Genomic DNA, 16489 nt, shown 5'->3' with positions numbered 1-16489 from the left:
TGCAGAATTACTCACGCCAGAATGTTGGAGTGAATAGAACCAGCAGGGTGAAAACTTCTAACCGACCAAATAGCATGGTGATCACCAATATCCACTTAGCGGCCGGGTTCATCGACGTGAAGTTATCAGCTACCACCCCCAGACCAGGGCCAAGGTTATTCAGCGTCGCAGTCACCGCTGCGAAAGCAGAGAACTCATCAACACCGGTCGCGATAATAGCCAGCATGCTAATAATAAATACCAGAGCATACGCGGAGAAGAATCCCCAGACCGCCTCCAGGATTCGTTCCGGCAGCGCCCGCCGCCCCAATTTGATGGTATAAACCGCATTCGGGTGGACCAGTCGCTTTAACTCACGCGAACCTTGCAGGTAGAGCAACAGAATACGGATAACTTTCAGGCCGCCACCGGTTGAGCCCGCACAACCACCAATAAACGCAGAACATAATAAGAGTATCGGCAGGAACAACGGCCATTTTGAAATACTGTCAGTGGTGAAACCCGCAGTAGTAGCCATTGATACTACTTGGAAAAATGCCTGATTTATCGTCTCCAGACCGGATTTATAGACATTATGATACCAAAGCACCAAGGTACACACGGCGACCAGTGTCAATTGGACAAAGATAAACATACGGAATTCAGGGTCACGCCAATAAACTTTTAAACTGCGCCCACTCAATACCGCGAAGTGCAAACCAAAGTTACAACCAGAAATCAGCAAGAAGATAGCGATAATGGTGTTAATAGTTGGGCTGTTGAAGTAACCGATACTGGCGTCATGGGTCGAGAAGCCGCCAATCGCAATTGTCGAGAAGCTGTGGGAGATTGCATCAAATACCGACATCCCTGCCCCCCATAAAGACAGCGCGCAAGCAATGGTCAGTAAGACATAGATAAGCCACAGGGTTTTAGCCGTCTCCGCAATGCGGGGCCGCATTTTATTATCTTTCAATGGGCCAGGCATTTCCGCCCGATAGAGCTGCATTCCCCCGACCCCCAAGATAGGCAGGATAGCCACCGCTAACACGATTATCCCCATACCGCCGAGCCATTGCAGCATTTGGCGATAAAATAGAATGGCTTTCGGCAGTGAATCTAACCCTACTAATGTGGTCGCGCCAGTAGTAGTCAGCCCGGAGAATGATTCAAAGAATGCATCCGTTAATGAAAGATTAGGCCGCTCTGAGAATAAGAAAGGTAATGCCCCTACACTGCCCAGCACCGTCCAGAACAGAACCACGATGAGAAAGCCCTCACGAGGCTTTAACTCATGCTTCTGTTTTCGGTTCGGCAACCAAAGAAAGAGGCCAATTGCCAGAGCAACAAAAAAGGTTTCGCTGAAGGCACGGCCGGCACCATCACGATAGATCAATGCCACCAGTCCGGGAATAAACATTGTTCCAGAGAATAAGATGACCAGCAGACCAACAATACGGGTTATGGCACGAAAATGCATTCCGGCACGTTCCTTAGCAATTCACTTGGATGGGGATTATTGCGAAATGGGCGTCAATTGCAACGTACCACGACTGAGATCACGCAATTTGTCCCCAACCTGACTGGCTTGAGTTGCTGGCAAAGAGAGATGAAGCGTTACGAATTGTGCGTACTCACTCCGTATAATCTGGCCTTCAACCTGCTGTAACAAGGTTTCTACTATGGCAAGCTGCCCATAGTCACACTGCAAAGTATATTCTACCTGTGGGACTTTATATTTTACTTCGATCTGTTTTAACGCTTGTTGAACACCGCTACCATAAGCCCTTACTAACCCACCAGTACCGAGTTTGATGCCACCATAATAGCGCACAACTACTGCGGTTATCTCACCAATGCCACTCCCCATCAGTTGAGCCAAGATAGGTTTACCCGCAGTACCTGAGGGCTCACCATCATCAGAAAAACCTAATTGCTGCGAATCCGTCGGCTTGCCGGCAACAAAAGCCCAGCAATGATGCCGGGCGGTGGGATGCTGCTGCTTAACCTGCTGAACAAAATCTTTCGCTTCACTCACCCCACTGGTATGGGCCAGCAAGGTGATAAAACGACTTTTTTTGATCTCTTCGCTGATAGTCACCGGACTTGCAGGGATTAGATAAGGCTGCATCAGGCCAGTTTCAGGTCACGTGTCATGTTCTCAACCCGGTTATCGTGAATAACGATATTATCTTCTATACGAATACCGCCATAAGGCTTCAGCGCATCAATACGTTCCCAATTGAAATACTTGCTGAACTCACCGTTACGCCAAGGTGCCAGCAGAGATTCGATGAAGTACAGACCCGGCTCAATAGTCAGTACCATACGCGGTTGTAAAATACGCGTACAACGCAAGTAAGGATATTTGGATGGTGCGCCAAGATGGGTGCCTTTATCATCTTGCATAAAACCAGCAGTATCATGCACTTGTAGCCCAAGAGGATGGCCTAACCCGTGCGGCAGGAATGGGCAGGTAATGCCTTGTTCGACCATGGCCTCTTCACTGATACCGGTAACCAGATGATGCGTACGCAATAACTTCGCAATGCGCTGGTGCATCTGGATATGGTAATCGGTATAGCGCTCACCACTTTTAATGGTTTTGATCAGTTCAAGCTGCTCGGTATTAAGGTCATTAACCAACGCGGCAAAATCGCTATCACTGTTTGCGGCGTAAGTGCGAGTCAGATCTGCGGCATAACCGTTATATTCCGCACCGGCATCCATCAAGAAACTACGCATTTCTGCCGGAGGCTGATGTTCGAACGTGGTGTAATGAAGTACCGCCGAGTGTTCATTCAGCGCAACAATATTATCGTAAGGGACATCAGTATCACGATGACCGGTAGCCATCAGATAGGCCAGATTGATATCGAACTCACTCATACCGGACTGGAATGCTTCATGTGCTGCACGATGGCCGACAACTGCCGTCTTTTGTGCTTCACGCATACAAGCCAGTTCATAATCCGTTTTATAAGAACGATAGAAATGCAGGTAATCCAATACTGGTTGCGGGTTAATGTTTTCAGCACTAAACCCCAGCGCCTGCGCACGTTGTTGGGCATAACCGATATAGGCCACACGCTCCCGTTGCACCGGTAATTGCTGGGCAATATCATCTGCATTGGCTAATGGCTGGATATCGATAGCCTTGGTCCAGAAGCTATCTGGTAATGGCTCAACACTGTGCCAATAATCAACTGGGGAATAAAACCATAATTTTGGTGTATTAACCCCATCGACCCATAACCAACAGTTTGGTACTTGAGTGACCGGCACCCAAGCTTTGAACTGCGCATTGGCTTTAAAAGGATAGTCACGGTCATCGAGAAAAATACGTTGTAACTCACCGGAATGAATCAGTAAAGCGTCTAACTGATGGCGTTCCAGCACATCGCGGGTGCGCTGTTGTAGAGTGGATAAATGTTCGTTATATAAAGAAGCCAGCGTTTCCATCACAGTACCCTTTGCTATTAGAACTTAATTTTTTTCATCTTATCATAGTCGCCAGAATCATGTTTTAGCGACCGCTTATCTGCCTATCAAATACATTACCCGCCCCCCAAAACTGAATATTTCCCCCTCTAATCCACTGCGAATAAATATGATAGAAATCAATTACCCCATCTGAATGACTGTGATCTTCACTGCAAAAAATCAATCTCTTATTTGCAATTCGTTAACAAAATATCCACACTTCCTGAATATCTGGTCATACCAGATCACATGCGCTTATTCAGGAGATAGATATGCTCTACCAAAGCGAAACACTACAGCTTCACTGGTTGGAAAACGGCATTGCCGAGTTGGTGTTTGATGCACCGGGTTCAGTAAATAAGCTGGATACTAAAACTGTAGCCAATCTGGGTGAAGCCCTAACGGTGTTAGAGAAACAAAGCGAACTCAAAGGGTTGCTGTTGCGCTCCGCCAAAGCGGCCTTTATCGTCGGTGCCGATATCACCGAATTTTTATCCCTGTTTAATGCCCCACCAGAAAAGCTGCACCAGTGGTTGGTTTTTGCTAATGATATTTTCAACCGTCTGGAAGATTTACCGGTTCCGACCATTTCTGCGATCAATGGATATGCATTAGGTGGTGGCTGTGAATGTATTCTGGCCACAGATTTCCGTGTTGCCTCGCCAGAAACACGGATCGGTCTGCCGGAAACCAAGTTGGGCATCATGCCAGGCTTTGGCGGTTCTGTGCGGTTACCACGTTTGTTAGGTGCGGACAGTGCATTAGAAATTATTGCCGCAGGCAAAGATGTGAATGCCGCTGAAGCATTAAAAATTGGTTTGGTTGATGCCGTTGTCACCCCCGAAAAACTGGCCGATGCCGCCCTAATCATGCTGAAACAGGCGATTGACGGCAAGCTGAACTGGAAAGCCGCGCGTCAGCCGAAACTTGACCCACTGAAACTCAATTCAACTGAAGCGGCCATGTGCTTTACCATTGCTAAAGGCATGGTGATGCAAGTCGCCGGGAAGCACTACCCAGCACCACTGGTTGCAGTAAAAACCATCGAAGCTGCCGCTAAACTTGGCCGAGCTGAAGCATTGAAACTGGAAACCAACAGTTTTGTCCCGTTGGCAGGTTCCAATGAAGCACGCGCGTTAGTTGGGATATTCCTCAACGACCAATTTGTGAAAGGGCAGGCGAAAAAACTGTCGAAAGGTGTTAGTGCACCGAAACAAGCAGCAGTTTTGGGCGCCGGGATTATGGGGGGTGGGATTGCCTATCAGTCAGCACTGAAAGGTGTGCCAGTCATTATGAAAGATATTAATGACAAATCCCTGATTCTGGGGATGAACGAAGCGGCCAAATTACTGAATAAACAGTTGGAACGCGGCAAAGTGGATGGCCTGAAAATGGCAAACATTTTAGCGACTATCCAACCCACTCTGGATTACACCGGCATTGAGCGTGCTCAGGTCATTGTGGAAGCGGTAGTGGAAAATCCCAAAATCAAAGCTGCGGTGCTGGCAGAGGCTGAAGCACTGATCGGCGAAGATACGGTACTTGCTTCTAATACCTCTACAATCCCTATCGACCAACTCGCAAAATCACTTAAACGCCCTGAGAATTTCTGCGGTATGCACTTCTTCAACCCCGTGCACCGCATGCCGTTGGTTGAAATCATTCGTGGCAGCAAAACCTCAGATAAAACCATCGCTGCGGTGGTGGCATACGCCACACAAATGGGTAAAACACCAATAGTGGTTAATGATTGCCCAGGCTTCTTCGTTAACCGCGTGTTATTCCCTTATCTGGCTGGCTTTGGCATGTTGGTTAGAGACGGTGCTGACTTCCGCCAAATTGATAAAGTGATGGAAAAACAGTTTGGCTGGCCGATGGGACCAGCCTATCTGCTAGATGTCGTGGGTATTGATACCGCACACCATGCACAAGCCGTGATGGCCGTTGGCTTCCCTGATCGGATGAACAAAGATTATCGCGATGCGGTTGACGTGATGTTCGATAACCAACGATTTGGCCAAAAAAATGGCCAAGGCTTCTACCGCTATACCCAAGATGCAAAAGGTAAGCCGCGTAAAGAAAATGACGAAATTGTGGATAACTTGCTGGCAACAGTTAGCCAACCGATTCAGAAATTCAGTGACGACGATATTATTGCCCGCACCATGATACCGATGATCAATGAAGTGGTGCGATGCCTGGAAGAAGGCATTATTGCCAGCCCAGCCGAAGGTGATATGGCGTTGGTATATGGTCTTGGCTTCCCTCCTTTCCACGGGGGCGTGTTCCGTTATCTCGATACTATCGGCAGTACAAACTATGTCGAAATGGCCCAGCGCTATGCTCACCTTGGCGCGCTGTATCAAGTCCCCGCAGGGCTGAGAGCCAAAGCTGAACACAACGAAAGCTATTATCCTGTGGCAGCAGCGCTGCTTGATGTTTCTACCAGTCAACCGGCATGAGGTCTGAAAATATGGAAAATGTAGTCATTATTGATGCCGTCCGTACACCTATGGGCCGCTCCAAAGGGGGCGCATTCCGTCAGGTTCGGGCTGAAGATCTCTCCGCTCACTTAATGCGTGAGGTTCTGAGCCGTAATCCTGGGCTAAACGCGGCCGAAATTGACGATATCTATTGGGGTTGTGTGCAGCAGACATTGGAGCAGGGTTTTAACATCGCTCGCAATGCTTCTTTACTGGCAGAAATCCCCCATAGCGTACCAGCCGTTACTGTTAATCGCCTGTGTGGTTCATCAATGCAAGCTTTACATGATGGTGCCAGAGCCATCATGGTGGGTGATGCACAAATCAGTTTGATTGGTGGCGTAGAGCATATGGGTCATGTGCCAATGAATCACGGTGTGGACTTCCATCCTGGTATGGGCCGAACTGTGGCTAAAGCCGCCGGAATGATGGGATTAACTGCTGAAATGCTGGCAAAAATCTACAATATCAGCCGCCAATCTCAAGATGAATTTGCTGTTCGCTCTCACCAACGCGCTTATGCCGCGACTCAGACGGGCCATTTTGCCAGTGAGATTGTCGCCACCAATGGGCATGATGCTGATGGTATCCTGAAACGTTTTGATTTCGATGAAGTTATTCGCCCGGAAACTAATCTCGCAGGTTTGGCAGCATTGCGCCCAGCCTTTGATCCGGTCAATGGCACGGTGACTGCCGGAACATCATCTGCATTATCCGACGGCGCTTCTGCCATGCTTATCATGAGTGAATCCCGAGCTAAATCATTAGGTTTAAAACCGCGAGCCCGTATTCGCTCAATGGCCGTGGTGGGTTGCGATCCGTCAACCATGGGTTATGGCCCCGTGCCCGCTAGCCAATTGGCATTAAAACGTGCCGGGCTAACCTTGGAAGATATTGGTTTATTTGAATTAAACGAAGCGTTTGCAGCTCAGTCGCTGGCTTGCATGAAAGGGTTGGGTCTGCTGGAAAGCATGGATGACAAAGTGAACCTGAATGGGGGCGCTATTGCATTAGGCCATCCACTGGGTTGTTCAGGTGCTCGTATCTCTACCACCTTACTTAATCTGATGGAACGCCGTGACGTGCAGTTCGGTTTGGCAACCATGTGTATCGGTTTAGGCCAAGGCATTGCTACCATTTTTGAACGCGTATAACCTCCAAACGAATTAATCTGAAAAATATTAAGGGCCTGAATACAGGCCCTTATAACCGCTGTACCTGGTGTTTAGTTGCCGTTTTCCCGCCTGTCAGGGGCGGGCTTTTTTTATCCGCGATACAAACAACAATATGGATAAAATTTTAATATACCCAAAATAATTGAAGTTGCACTAAGGCAGCTAACACCGATGCAGCTTCAAATATGACTGGTATATTAGATAAAGGCGAAAGCATCACCATAGATATGCGCTTCCTGAGCGCCGCGCTCAGCACAAAAACGCTCACGAGCAATTTTAGCCATTTCAAAACGGCCAGCGATATAGATATCTTGCTCAGCAAGAGAGCCATAGTCTTGTAATACAGCACTCAATACCGTTCCTGTGCGGCCACGCCACCCATCTTCCGGCTGCTCTACCACTGGGATAACTTTCAACTGTGGATACTTAATTGACAGCGCTTCCAGCTCGTTTAGATCATATAAATGCACGGCTTCGCGCCCACCCCAATAGATAGATACTTCACGGTCAGGTTGCTCGGCTAATGCCGCCAATAAAATTGAACGCACATAGGAAAAACCAGTGCCGCCAGCAATCAGGACCAATGGACGTTCACTGCCCTCACGGAACCATGCTTCTCCGTGAGGAATATCCACATCCAGCGTTTTCTCTTTCAGAATACGGTCCATCACTGCCATGGCGTACAGATTCAGTTCCGACGCCCCGATATGCAGCTCGATAAAGTCTTGCTGCAACGGCGTGGATGCCATAGAGAATGGGCGCTTATCACGCTCGTCCATTACTACCATCAAATACTGCCCAGCACGGAAAGAAAACGCAGATGCAGGCACCAATTGCACCCGGTACACCGTATCGGTAATGGCCTCTACGGAGGTTACTTTACAGCTTAAAGTTGTCATGCCTTCCCTCTGTCGGGTCATCAAATGCAAAACCAAGGACAAAATCGACGCCGGTTAGCGTTTCGTCTCTTTGTCACTGAAAATGGCGAGCTCATCCCAAATAGCATCAATACGGGCGCGAACGTCTTCATCCATTTTAATTGGACGCCCCCATTCACGCGAAGTCTCAGCAGGCCACTTATTGGTGGCATCCAGCCCCATTTTCGATCCTAAACCGGAAACCGGTGAAGCGAAATCCAAATAATCTATTGGTGTATTTTCAATCAACACCGTATCGCGGGATGGGTCCATTCGGGTCGTAATTGCCCAAATGACATCATTCCAATCACGAGCATTAATATCATCATCACAAACAATAACAAATTTTGTATACATAAACTGACGTAAAAACGACCAAACCCCCATCATTACGCGTTTAGCATGCCCTGCATATTGTTTCTTGATGGTTACAACAGCCAGCCGGTATGAGCACCCCTCGGGCGGAAGATAGAAATCAACAATTTCCGGGAATTGCTTTTGTAAAATAGGAACAAACACTTCATTCAGCGCAACCCCCATCACCGCAGGTTCATCCGGTGGACGACCCGTATAAGTGGAATGGTAAATTGCATCTTTGCGCTGAGTAATATGTGTGACCGTAAAAACAGGGAAGCTATCTATCTCATTATAATAACCCGTATGATCACCATAAGGGCCTTCTGGCGCCATATCACCCTGCTCAATATATCCTTCCAATACAATTTCTGCACTCGCAGGAACTTCAAGTGAGTTGGAAAGGCACTTTACGACCTCTGTTTTATGCCCGCGCAACAAACCAGCAAAAGCATATTCAGACAGCGTATCGGGAACCGGGGTTACCGCAGCCAGAATAGTCGCAGGATCTGCGCCCAAGGCGACGGCGACGGGGAAACGTTCACCGGGGTGTGCTTCACACCACTCTTGATAGTCCAAAGCGCCGCCACGATGGGATAACCAGCGCATAATTAATCTGTTTTTACCCAACACTTGTTGGCGGTAGATACCCAGGTTTTGCCGTTCTTTATGCGGGCCACGCGTAATAGTCAGCCCCCACGATACTAACGGAGCTGCATCCTCAGGCCAGCAATGCATAACTGGAATGCGGCTAAGATCGACATCATCGCCCTGCCAAACTTGCTCCTGACAAGGAGCCGAACTCAAGCATTTCGTTGGCATATTCAACACTTGCTTAAATTTCGGCAGTTTATCGAATAAATCACGGAAACCTTTCGGCGGATCCGGCTCTTTCAGGAAAGCCAACAACTTGCCAACATCTCGCAGTGCGCTGACATCTTCTTGCCCCATGCCCATGGCAACCCGTTTGGCCGTACCAAACAAGTTACACAATACGGGCATTGTGTAACCCTTAGGGTTTTCAAACAGTAATGCAGGCCCACCGGCGCGTAAGGTACGGTCGGCAATTTCTGTCATTTCCAGATAGGGATCAATGGGCTGGCTAATACGTTTAAGTTCACCCCTCTGTTCCAGCAACGAGAGGAAGTCACGTAAGTCACGGTATTTCATGCTGATCATTTCGGCGGCTATGTGATGCGCCATTATAGGCTGTCTTTATAGCAGTTGCTGTCTTTTTGTTAAAAATGAATACAGGCTCACTCAAAAAAATATCATGCTGCAATTTATCGCTAATTATCATCAGTACAAATATGATTTTGTCGATATAAAATAGACTAAATCTTTGTATAACAAACTATATATCCTGACTGATGTATTCTTCCTCTCTATATATATCCTTCTACTTTTGTTATGCTGCCAAGTAGTACTTAAAGGCATGTGAAATTATGAAACACTGGCATTTATTATATTGTAAACGTGGTCAGCTTTTGCGCGCCAAAGAACATTTAGAGCGGCAAACTGTGGATTGCTGGACACCGATAGTGACTATCGAAAAGATAGTGCGAGGGAAACGCATTGAGGCGACTGAGCCCTTATTCCCTAACTATCTGTTTGTGGAGTTCGATCCTGAACATATTCACACCACAACAATCAGCGCAACACGTGGTGTAAGCCACTTCGTCCGTTTTGGCGCACAACCCGCGGTGATCCCAGCAATTGTTATTGCCGAGATGCAATCTCATACAACGGATAAAATCATTGCTCCAGAGGTGCCGGTTCCAGGCGATATCGTGACGATCACTGAGGGTGTTTTTGCTGGGTTACAGGCGATTTATACTGAACCAGACGGTGAAGCGCGCTCAATGTTGTTACTGAACATGCTTAATAGCCAAGTGATGCAAAGTTTGGATAATCGTCAATTCGAAAAGCAATAATATATCTGCCAAGGTAGGCACGCTCGGTACCTACCTTATCAACAACCATCCCCATGGCTTAACGTTGCATATGATCGTCATGTAACCATTGTGCGACTTGCTTGGCGAAATAAGTTAATACCCCATCAGCACCGGCACGCTTAAAGCACAACAGAGACTCCATAACGGTTGGTTTCTCTTGCAGCCAGCCATTCTGGAAGGCAGCCATATGCATAGCATATTCGCCTGACACCTGATAGGCGAAGGTCGGCACACCAAAGGTATCTTTCACCCTACGTACCACATCCAAATATGGCATCCCCGGCTTAACCATTACCATATCAGCACCTTCCTGCAAGTCCTGAGCAATCTCTTGTAAAGCCTCATCACTGTTGGCCGGGTCCATCTGATAGGTTTTCTTATTCCCACCTTTCAGATTACTGCTAGAGCCAATGGCATCACGGAATGGGCCATAGTAGCAAGACGCATATTTCGCTGAATAGGCCATAATTTGCGTATTCACCAACCCTTGTAGCTCTAGTTGATCGCGCACTGCACCGATGCGTCCATCCATCATGTCGCTTGGCGCGACAATCTCGGCACCAGCCTCGGCGTGTGATAACGCCTGACGGACTAAAATCTCTTTAGTTATGTCATTAATGACATAACCATCGGTATCAATTACCCCATCTTGCCCGTGGGTTGTATAAGGATCGAGAGCAACATCAGTAAGGATACCTAACTCTGGTACTGCGTCCTTTAACGCACGCACGGTTCTTTGTACTAAGCCATTCGGATTATAGGCTTCTTCGGCATGTAATGATTTCAAGCTAGATTCAATAACTGGAAACAGCGATATGACCGGCACACCTAGCTTAGCTATGGCCTCAGCTTCTTTCACTAGCAGATCGATCGTCATACGTGAAACACCCGGCATTGACGGGACGGCTTGCTGCTGGTTGGTCCCCTCCATAACAAACACCGGATAGATCAGATCATTGACTGTCAGCTGATTCTCTGCGACCAGACGACGACTGAAATCATGACGGCGCACACGGCGCATACGGCGACCAGGGAAGGTGCCCGGAAATGCATAGCTCATCTTGTTCTCCTAACTCAAACCAACCGGAAAATCCGGCGGGCGTTTTCATCAGTTTTCTGCCCCAGCCATTTAGGGTCTTCTTGTCGCCAGACAGCAACCTGCTGTACGATATGGGGTAGAAAGCAGGGTTCATTGCGGCGGGATGCCGGCTTAGGATGTAAATCCCTTGGCAATAAATAGGGGGCATCTGTTTCTAGCAACAATTGCTGAACAGGAATACGTGGCAGTAACGCCCGCAGCTCAAGACCACGACGCTCATCGCACACCCAACCGGTAATACCAATAGATAAGCCTAATGCCAGACAAGAGTCCAACTCATCAGCCGTGCCAGTAAAACAATGCACAACCGCAGCGGGGAGCTTATCTAGCCAAGGCGCAAGCAAGGCAATGAAACGTTCGTGGGCATCGCGGCAATGTAAAAATACCGGCAGTTCGAGTTCGGCAGCCAGCGCCAGCTGTGCTGTAAATGCGACTTCTTGTGCTACTGGAGTAGAAAAATTGCGGTTAAAATCCAGTCCGCATTCACCAATAGCGACTACTGCCGCATTCGCTGCTAATAATCTGATTTGCTGTTCAACATCTATTTGCCAACAACTCGCCTGATGGGGATGAACACCCGCAGTTGACCAGCAGTAGCCGGGATAGGCAAGGGTAAGCTCCAGTGCTGCCTGGCTTTCTTCAGCATCAGTACCAGTAATAAGCATACCGGTAACTGCAGCATTTTTGGCTCTGTTGACCACTTGATCGTAATCTTTGGCAAATTGCGCGCTGGTTAAATTCACACCAATATCAAACATGAACGTTCCAAAACAGAAGCCGCCTCAAAGGGCGGCTAAAATATCCAGGCATATACCCACAGATTTAAGGCACTTTCGGATGGCTATCCGCTTCTTCATCCTCTTCGTCAATATCTACCCGGCGTTGCTTACCCGTATAAAAACGAGCAAAGAACACCCCAACCTCAAATAGCAGATACATCGGGATCGCCAATAATGTCTGAGACAGCACATCTGGCGGGGTGAGAAGCATGCCGACAACAAAAGCGCCGACAAATACATAAGGGCGTTTTTTCTTCAATGCCTCGGGCGTTGTAACCCCTGCCCAGCACAGTAGAATTATCGCAATTGGGACTTCAAAAGAAATACCAAAAGCCATAAAGAGCGCCATAACAAAATCAAGGTATTTAGTGATATCCGTGGCAATCAGCACGCTTTCCGGTGCTGTTTTGGCAAAAAAACCAAAAGCTAACGGGAAAACCACAAAGTAAGCAAATGCCATACCCAGATAAAACAATAGGCTGCTGGAGATAAGCAGCGGCACCATCAGACGGCGTTCATGCTTATATAACGCTGGGGCAATGAAAGCCCACACCTGATAAAGGATCATCGGTGCGGAAACAAATACCGAGACCATCATGGTCAATTTAATCGGGGTAAAGAAAGGCGATGCAACATCTGTTGCGATCATACTGGCACCGGCGGGCAACTGTTTGATTAACGGTGCTGATACCAAGTGATAAATATCATTGGCAAAAAATACCAATACCAGAAAAACCACCAAAATAGTGATTATGCAATTCAATAGCCGCTTACGCAGTTCTATCAAATGAGTGATTAAGGGTTGGGTATCATCAACAGCCATGTTTACCGATCGCCGCCAGGTTGGTGAGTTCGAGATTGTTCAGTACTGAATGAATCAGTGCTATGGGAGTCAGTTGCGGTAGTTTGGACCTTGGTTACGGATGGATTCGTAACAGTCACAAGATCCCCGGCTACAGTAGGAATAGGCTTAACAGATTCCTCAACCTGAACTACGGGTTTCTCAACGCCAGCAGGCACAGTTTCAACAGTTGGTTTAATTGTCACCAACGCGCCCGCATTATCGACATCAGGAATTTGCGGTGATGCCGAAACTTGAGTTGCGGACTCCGCAGGCGTAACACCATCATGAATCGCTTCCGGCTCAGTCACCAGTGGATTATGGATAGTATGCGGTGCCTGGGAGCTAACGTCTGAGTGATAAGAACGTTTCAGCGCTTCTGCGGCTTCCTTAAGTTCATCCATCGAAGCTTTCAACTCCGGTGTCAGATTCTGCAAGCCAGCCTGTTCTGCTTTTTTCAGGCTGTCTTGCAACTCTTGAATCTTAAGTTCTTGTGCCAACTCGTTTTGTACGGTTGCCGCCAGTGAACGTAGTGTACGAATCCAACCGGCAACCGTTCTTACAGCAACCGGTAATCTTTCCGGCCCAAGCACGACTAGGCCGATCACAAGTACCAGCAGCAGTTCACTAAACCCGATGTCGAACACAGCTTATCCCTGCTCTTTGTCGTGACTCTTAGACTCTTCAGCTTTAACTACCGGCTGCTGTTTTTCAGTAATCGATTTTGCAAAATCAGCATCATTGCTGGTTTTATCAGTGTTAGTTGGAGGAGTCTGTGGATCATCACCAATTGCCTTTTTAAAGCCTTTGATGGATGCACCCAGGTCTGACCCCAAAGTCCGCAGTTTGTTCGTGCCAAACAGCAGAACGACAATCACGGCAATGATTAACAACTGCCAAATACTTATACCGCCCATCACATTCACCTCTATATTACAGGGGTTATTCCACAGAGGGCCGCATTATACGTCATACTGCCTCTTTGGATACTAATCTAACTTACCGCATTTTGAACTCGCGCATAGCGTTTTTAACTGATGAATGACTTCTTGAACAACTTTTACATAACACTCATACATAACGCCCAAGCTATGCTCTCGCCCATTAACCGGCACTCTTAGCAATAAACAAATTAACTGGTTCGTCGCCAACCGATAAACCAAGCCAATGCGCCTGCGATAATACATCCCGTAGAGATTTCTACCGCATCCGCCAAAAATAAAATGGTACCACTGACTAATAGTGTAGCGCCAACACCGAACAAATACCGTGACTGACCCTGACGTTGTTGCTGACCTTGCATCTGGGTGGTTAGTTTATCAACACTTTGCTGTAATAATTTATGTTGCTGCAAGCTGTCGTAAACCAATTCCGGCAACTCAGGAAATTTTTCTGCCCAAAAAGGTGCCTTTTCTTTCAATGCCCGGATAACAGCAGGCAGACCGACTTGATCCCGTAGCCAGCTTTCCAGGAACGGTTTCGCTGTTGTCCAGAGATCAAGCTGAGGATACAACTGACGACCCAAGCCTTCGACATACAATAAGGTTTTTTGTAGCAGAACCAACTGTGGCTGCACTTCCATATTAAAGCGGCGCGCAGTGTTAAAGAGATTCAACAACACATGTCCAAACGATATTTCGGCCAGTGGTTTTTCAAAAATGGGTTCACAAACAGTGCGAATAGCGAACTCAAAATCCTCAACATTGGTATCACGGGGAACCCAGCCTGAATCAACGTGCAGTTCCGCAACCCGCCGATAATCCCTATTAAAGAAAGCAATAAAGTTTTCAGCCAGATAGCGCTTATCTGCTTTGTTCAGTGAGCCTACAATACCGCAGTCAATACCGATGTAAAGTGGATCATGAGGATGCTCATAGCTGACAAAAATATTCCCCGGATGCATATCTGCATGGAAAAAACTGTCACGAAAAACTTGGGTGAAGAAGACTTGAACCCCACGTTCGGCCAGCAACTTCATATTGGTACCTTGGCTTTCTAAAGCCGTAATATCAGATACCGGAATGCCGTAAATACGCTCCATCACCAATACACTTTCCCGGCAATAATCGGAATAGACTTCGGGAATATAGAGCATTGGGCTGTTTTCAAAATTACGACGTAATTGGATAGCATTAGCTGCCTCACGCAGCAGGTTCAGCTCATCAAGCAGGGTTTTTTCGTATTCACGCACCACTTCGCGTGGCCGTAATCTACGTCCATCAGGCAACAACTTAGGTACCCAGCCAGCCAGCCGGTACATCAAGCGCACATCTGCTTTGATAATCGGCAAGATATCAGGGCGAATCACTTTCAGGACCACTTCCTGACCGTTCTCTTTTAAACGCGCCGTATGTACCTGAGCAATTGAGGCGGAGGCCAAAGCTTGCTGATCAAAATCGTCAAACCAGGTTTCTAATGGCCCACCCATTGCTATTTCAATATACTTTCGTGCGAGTGCGCCATCAAATGAAGCAACCCGGTCTTGTAATAGGGCAAGTTGATCGGCAATTTCCGGTGGGAAGAGATCACGGCGAGTAGACATCATCTGACCAAATTTGATCCAGACTGGTCCTAATTCTTGTAAGGCAAGGCGTAAACGCTCACCCAATGGCTTATCTTTATGTCGATTCGGCAACCAGAAAAACAGATGACGGCCAATACGTAGTGGTAACGTCAAACGGATATTCGGGATTAACTCATCTAACCCGTAGCTCAAGAAAACCCGAATAATTAGATACAGGCGCCGAAGTTCTCCTGGCGTCATTATTTTTTCTCCATGGTTGCCAATCTGGCATTCAATGCCTCAGTTGCACGGGCTGTGGCATCAACCTCTTCGTTAAACCACACCACTTCCAGCGGTGCTGGAGCCACTTTCCATTCTTCGGTTATTGCTTCAGCCAGATAGTGTTGTTGCTGCTGCAATTGCCCACTCAGAAAATAGCTACTTTTATGCACAACCTGCCCGATGGTTTCCGCGGCAATATCACCGATATAGGGCGCCAGCCACTCAGCCGGATCCCACTCAGCAAGATCCAAAAGCGCGACAACTTGCTGAACCACTTGTATATCGCCTTCAACAATCAGTTTACCGCTACGCATCAAAGGTGAAAGTTGCTGGCGATCCCGCAATTTTGCCAACACAGCAACTTCCGTTTTAACTATGCAATCAGCATCACCATCCCATTGACTTAACACGTCAACCTGCCGTTCACTAAATACCAACAGCAAAGGAAAATTGATCTCACGTAACTCGATCCGCAGGACTTTCCCTACCAAGCGTAAACGTGCAGCCTTCATGCTTTTATCGCGAAACAGCACACTGTTTAATGATGTTTCTATCGCAGCAGTAATGAGTTGCGACAGCAACATAGGTTTCAGTGAGAAGGATTTAGATATCAGTGATTTTAGCGGCATAGCCATATTC

At 47.5% G+C, this 16489-nt stretch carries 15 protein-coding genes; 3 read left to right on the top strand and 12 right to left on the bottom strand.

Translation table 11 applies throughout. The features are described from left to right. Positions 1 to 7 precede the first annotated feature (7 nt). From trkH to pepQ, 3 genes are read right to left on the bottom strand one after another with little or no spacing between them, the layout of a single operon-like run. Positions 8 to 1459, bottom strand: coding sequence for a Trk system potassium transporter TrkH (trkH, locus tag V2A84_RS20625; protein ID WP_083162032.1), 1452 nt, complete (start codon positions 1457 to 1459; stop codon positions 8 to 10). Positions 1460 to 1495: 36 nt separating this feature from the next. After that, complete coding sequence (locus V2A84_RS20620) at positions 1496 to 2110, bottom strand: IMPACT family protein (protein WP_083162030.1); 615 nt, start codon at positions 2108 to 2110, stop codon at positions 1496 to 1498. After that, positions 2110 to 3441 carry a Xaa-Pro dipeptidase gene (gene pepQ, locus V2A84_RS20615; protein WP_083162028.1) on the bottom strand — a complete coding sequence of 444 codons (1332 nt, stop codon included), beginning with the start codon at positions 3439 to 3441 and terminating at the stop codon, positions 2110 to 2112. The genes V2A84_RS20620 and pepQ overlap by 1 nt, the downstream gene beginning before the upstream one ends. A gap of 293 nt (positions 3442 to 3734) precedes the next feature. On the opposite strand from pepQ, the gene fadB reads away from it, so the two are divergent. After that, a complete protein-coding gene (fadB, locus tag V2A84_RS20610) occupies positions 3735 to 5924 on the top strand; it encodes a fatty acid oxidation complex subunit alpha FadB (protein ID WP_372569737.1) in 2190 nt (729 codons plus the stop codon). Positions 5925 to 5935: 11 nt separating this feature from the next. Further along, positions 5936 to 7099, top strand: a complete 1164-nt coding sequence (fadA, locus tag V2A84_RS20605; RefSeq protein WP_372569738.1) for an acetyl-CoA C-acyltransferase FadA — start codon at positions 5936 to 5938, stop codon at positions 7097 to 7099. Between the two features lie 218 nt (positions 7100 to 7317). Here the strand turns inward: fadA and fre are convergent, their stop codons facing one another. Further along, positions 7318 to 8019: an NAD(P)H-flavin reductase gene (gene fre / locus V2A84_RS20600; protein ID WP_083162022.1), complete on the bottom strand. Its 702-nt coding sequence runs from the start codon at positions 8017 to 8019 to the stop codon at positions 7318 to 7320. Between the two features lie 54 nt (positions 8020 to 8073). Continuing rightward, positions 8074 to 9570, bottom strand: coding sequence for a 4-hydroxy-3-polyprenylbenzoate decarboxylase (ubiD, locus tag V2A84_RS20595; protein WP_083164017.1), 1497 nt, complete (start codon positions 9568 to 9570; stop codon positions 8074 to 8076). Positions 9571 to 9836: 266 nt separating this feature from the next. Between ubiD and rfaH the strand changes: the two genes are divergently transcribed. Next, on the top strand, positions 9837 to 10325 hold the full coding sequence (gene rfaH / locus V2A84_RS20590; RefSeq protein ID WP_083162020.1) for a transcription/translation regulatory transformer protein RfaH: 489 nt from the start codon (positions 9837 to 9839) through the stop codon (positions 10323 to 10325). Positions 10326 to 10383: 58 nt separating this feature from the next. On the opposite strand, the gene hemB is transcribed toward rfaH, so the two are convergent. From hemB to ubiJ, 7 genes are all read right to left on the bottom strand, one after another. Further along, entirely contained in the window at positions 10384 to 11406 is a 1023-nt protein-coding gene (gene hemB / locus V2A84_RS20585; RefSeq protein ID WP_083162018.1) for a porphobilinogen synthase, read from the bottom strand. Between the two features lie 14 nt (positions 11407 to 11420). Then, positions 11421 to 12203, bottom strand: a complete 783-nt coding sequence (tatD, locus tag V2A84_RS20580; protein ID WP_083162016.1) for a 3'-5' ssDNA/RNA exonuclease TatD — start codon at positions 12201 to 12203, stop codon at positions 11421 to 11423. A 64-nt stretch (positions 12204 to 12267) separates the two neighbouring features. Further along, positions 12268 to 13047 carry a Sec-independent protein translocase subunit TatC gene (gene tatC, locus V2A84_RS20575; protein WP_083162014.1) on the bottom strand — a complete coding sequence of 260 codons (780 nt, stop codon included), beginning with the start codon at positions 13045 to 13047 and terminating at the stop codon, positions 12268 to 12270. Positions 13048 to 13049: 2 nt separating this feature from the next. Continuing rightward, complete coding sequence (tatB, locus tag V2A84_RS20570) at positions 13050 to 13712, bottom strand: Sec-independent protein translocase protein TatB (RefSeq protein WP_083162012.1); 663 nt, start codon at positions 13710 to 13712, stop codon at positions 13050 to 13052. A 3-nt stretch (positions 13713 to 13715) separates the two neighbouring features. After that, complete coding sequence (tatA, locus tag V2A84_RS20565) at positions 13716 to 13982, bottom strand: Sec-independent protein translocase subunit TatA (protein WP_083162010.1); 267 nt, start codon at positions 13980 to 13982, stop codon at positions 13716 to 13718. Positions 13983 to 14197: 215 nt separating this feature from the next. Further along, a complete protein-coding gene (gene ubiB, locus V2A84_RS20560) occupies positions 14198 to 15829 on the bottom strand; it encodes a ubiquinone biosynthesis regulatory protein kinase UbiB (protein WP_083162008.1) in 1632 nt (543 codons plus the stop codon). Continuing rightward, positions 15829 to 16479, bottom strand: coding sequence for a ubiquinone biosynthesis protein UbiJ (gene ubiJ, locus V2A84_RS20555; RefSeq protein ID WP_083162006.1), 651 nt, complete (start codon positions 16477 to 16479; stop codon positions 15829 to 15831). Before ubiJ ends, ubiB begins: the two co-directional genes overlap by 1 nt. Between the last annotated feature and the right edge of the window lie 10 nt (positions 16480 to 16489).

The sequence above is a fragment of the Yersinia sp. 2553 StPb PI genome (genome assembly GCF_052217105.1).
GTDB classification, from domain to species: Bacteria; Pseudomonadota; Gammaproteobacteria; order Enterobacterales; family Enterobacteriaceae; genus Yersinia; species Yersinia enterocolitica_E.
This window is presented reverse-complemented; position numbering and strand designations above follow the sequence as displayed.

Bases quoted from the DNA above. Each gene is read 5' to 3' on its own strand.
- fre (WP_083162022.1), bottom strand. From the start codon at position 8,019: ATGACAACTTTAAGCTGTAAAGTAACCTCCGTAGAGGCCATTACCGAT.
- pepQ (WP_083162028.1), bottom strand. From the start codon at position 3,441: ATGGAAACGCTGGCTTCTTTATATAACGAACATTTATCCACTCTACAA.
- ubiB (WP_083162008.1), bottom strand. From the start codon at position 15,829: ATGACGCCAGGAGAACTTCGGCGCCTGTATCTAATTATTCGGGTTTTC.
- fadA (WP_372569738.1), top strand. From the start codon at position 5,936: ATGGAAAATGTAGTCATTATTGATGCCGTCCGTACACCTATGGGCCGC.
- V2A84_RS20620 (WP_083162030.1), bottom strand. From the start codon at position 2,110: ATGCAGCCTTATCTAATCCCTGCAAGTCCGGTGACTATCAGCGAAGAG.
- trkH (WP_083162032.1), bottom strand. From the start codon at position 1,459: ATGCATTTTCGTGCCATAACCCGTATTGTTGGTCTGCTGGTCATCTTA.
- tatA (WP_083162010.1), bottom strand. From the start codon at position 13,982: ATGGGCGGTATAAGTATTTGGCAGTTGTTAATCATTGCCGTGATTGTC.
- tatC (WP_083162014.1), bottom strand. From the start codon at position 13,047: ATGGCTGTTGATGATACCCAACCCTTAATCACTCATTTGATAGAACTG.
- fadB (WP_372569737.1), top strand. From the start codon at position 3,735: ATGCTCTACCAAAGCGAAACACTACAGCTTCACTGGTTGGAAAACGGC.
- ubiD (WP_083164017.1), bottom strand. From the start codon at position 9,570: ATGATCAGCATGAAATACCGTGACTTACGTGACTTCCTCTCGTTGCTG.
- ubiJ (WP_083162006.1), bottom strand. From the start codon at position 16,479: ATGCCGCTAAAATCACTGATATCTAAATCCTTCTCACTGAAACCTATG.
- hemB (WP_083162018.1), bottom strand. From the start codon at position 11,406: ATGAGCTATGCATTTCCGGGCACCTTCCCTGGTCGCCGTATGCGCCGT.
- tatD (WP_083162016.1), bottom strand. From the start codon at position 12,203: ATGTTTGATATTGGTGTGAATTTAACCAGCGCGCAATTTGCCAAAGAT.
- rfaH (WP_083162020.1), top strand. From the start codon at position 9,837: ATGAAACACTGGCATTTATTATATTGTAAACGTGGTCAGCTTTTGCGC.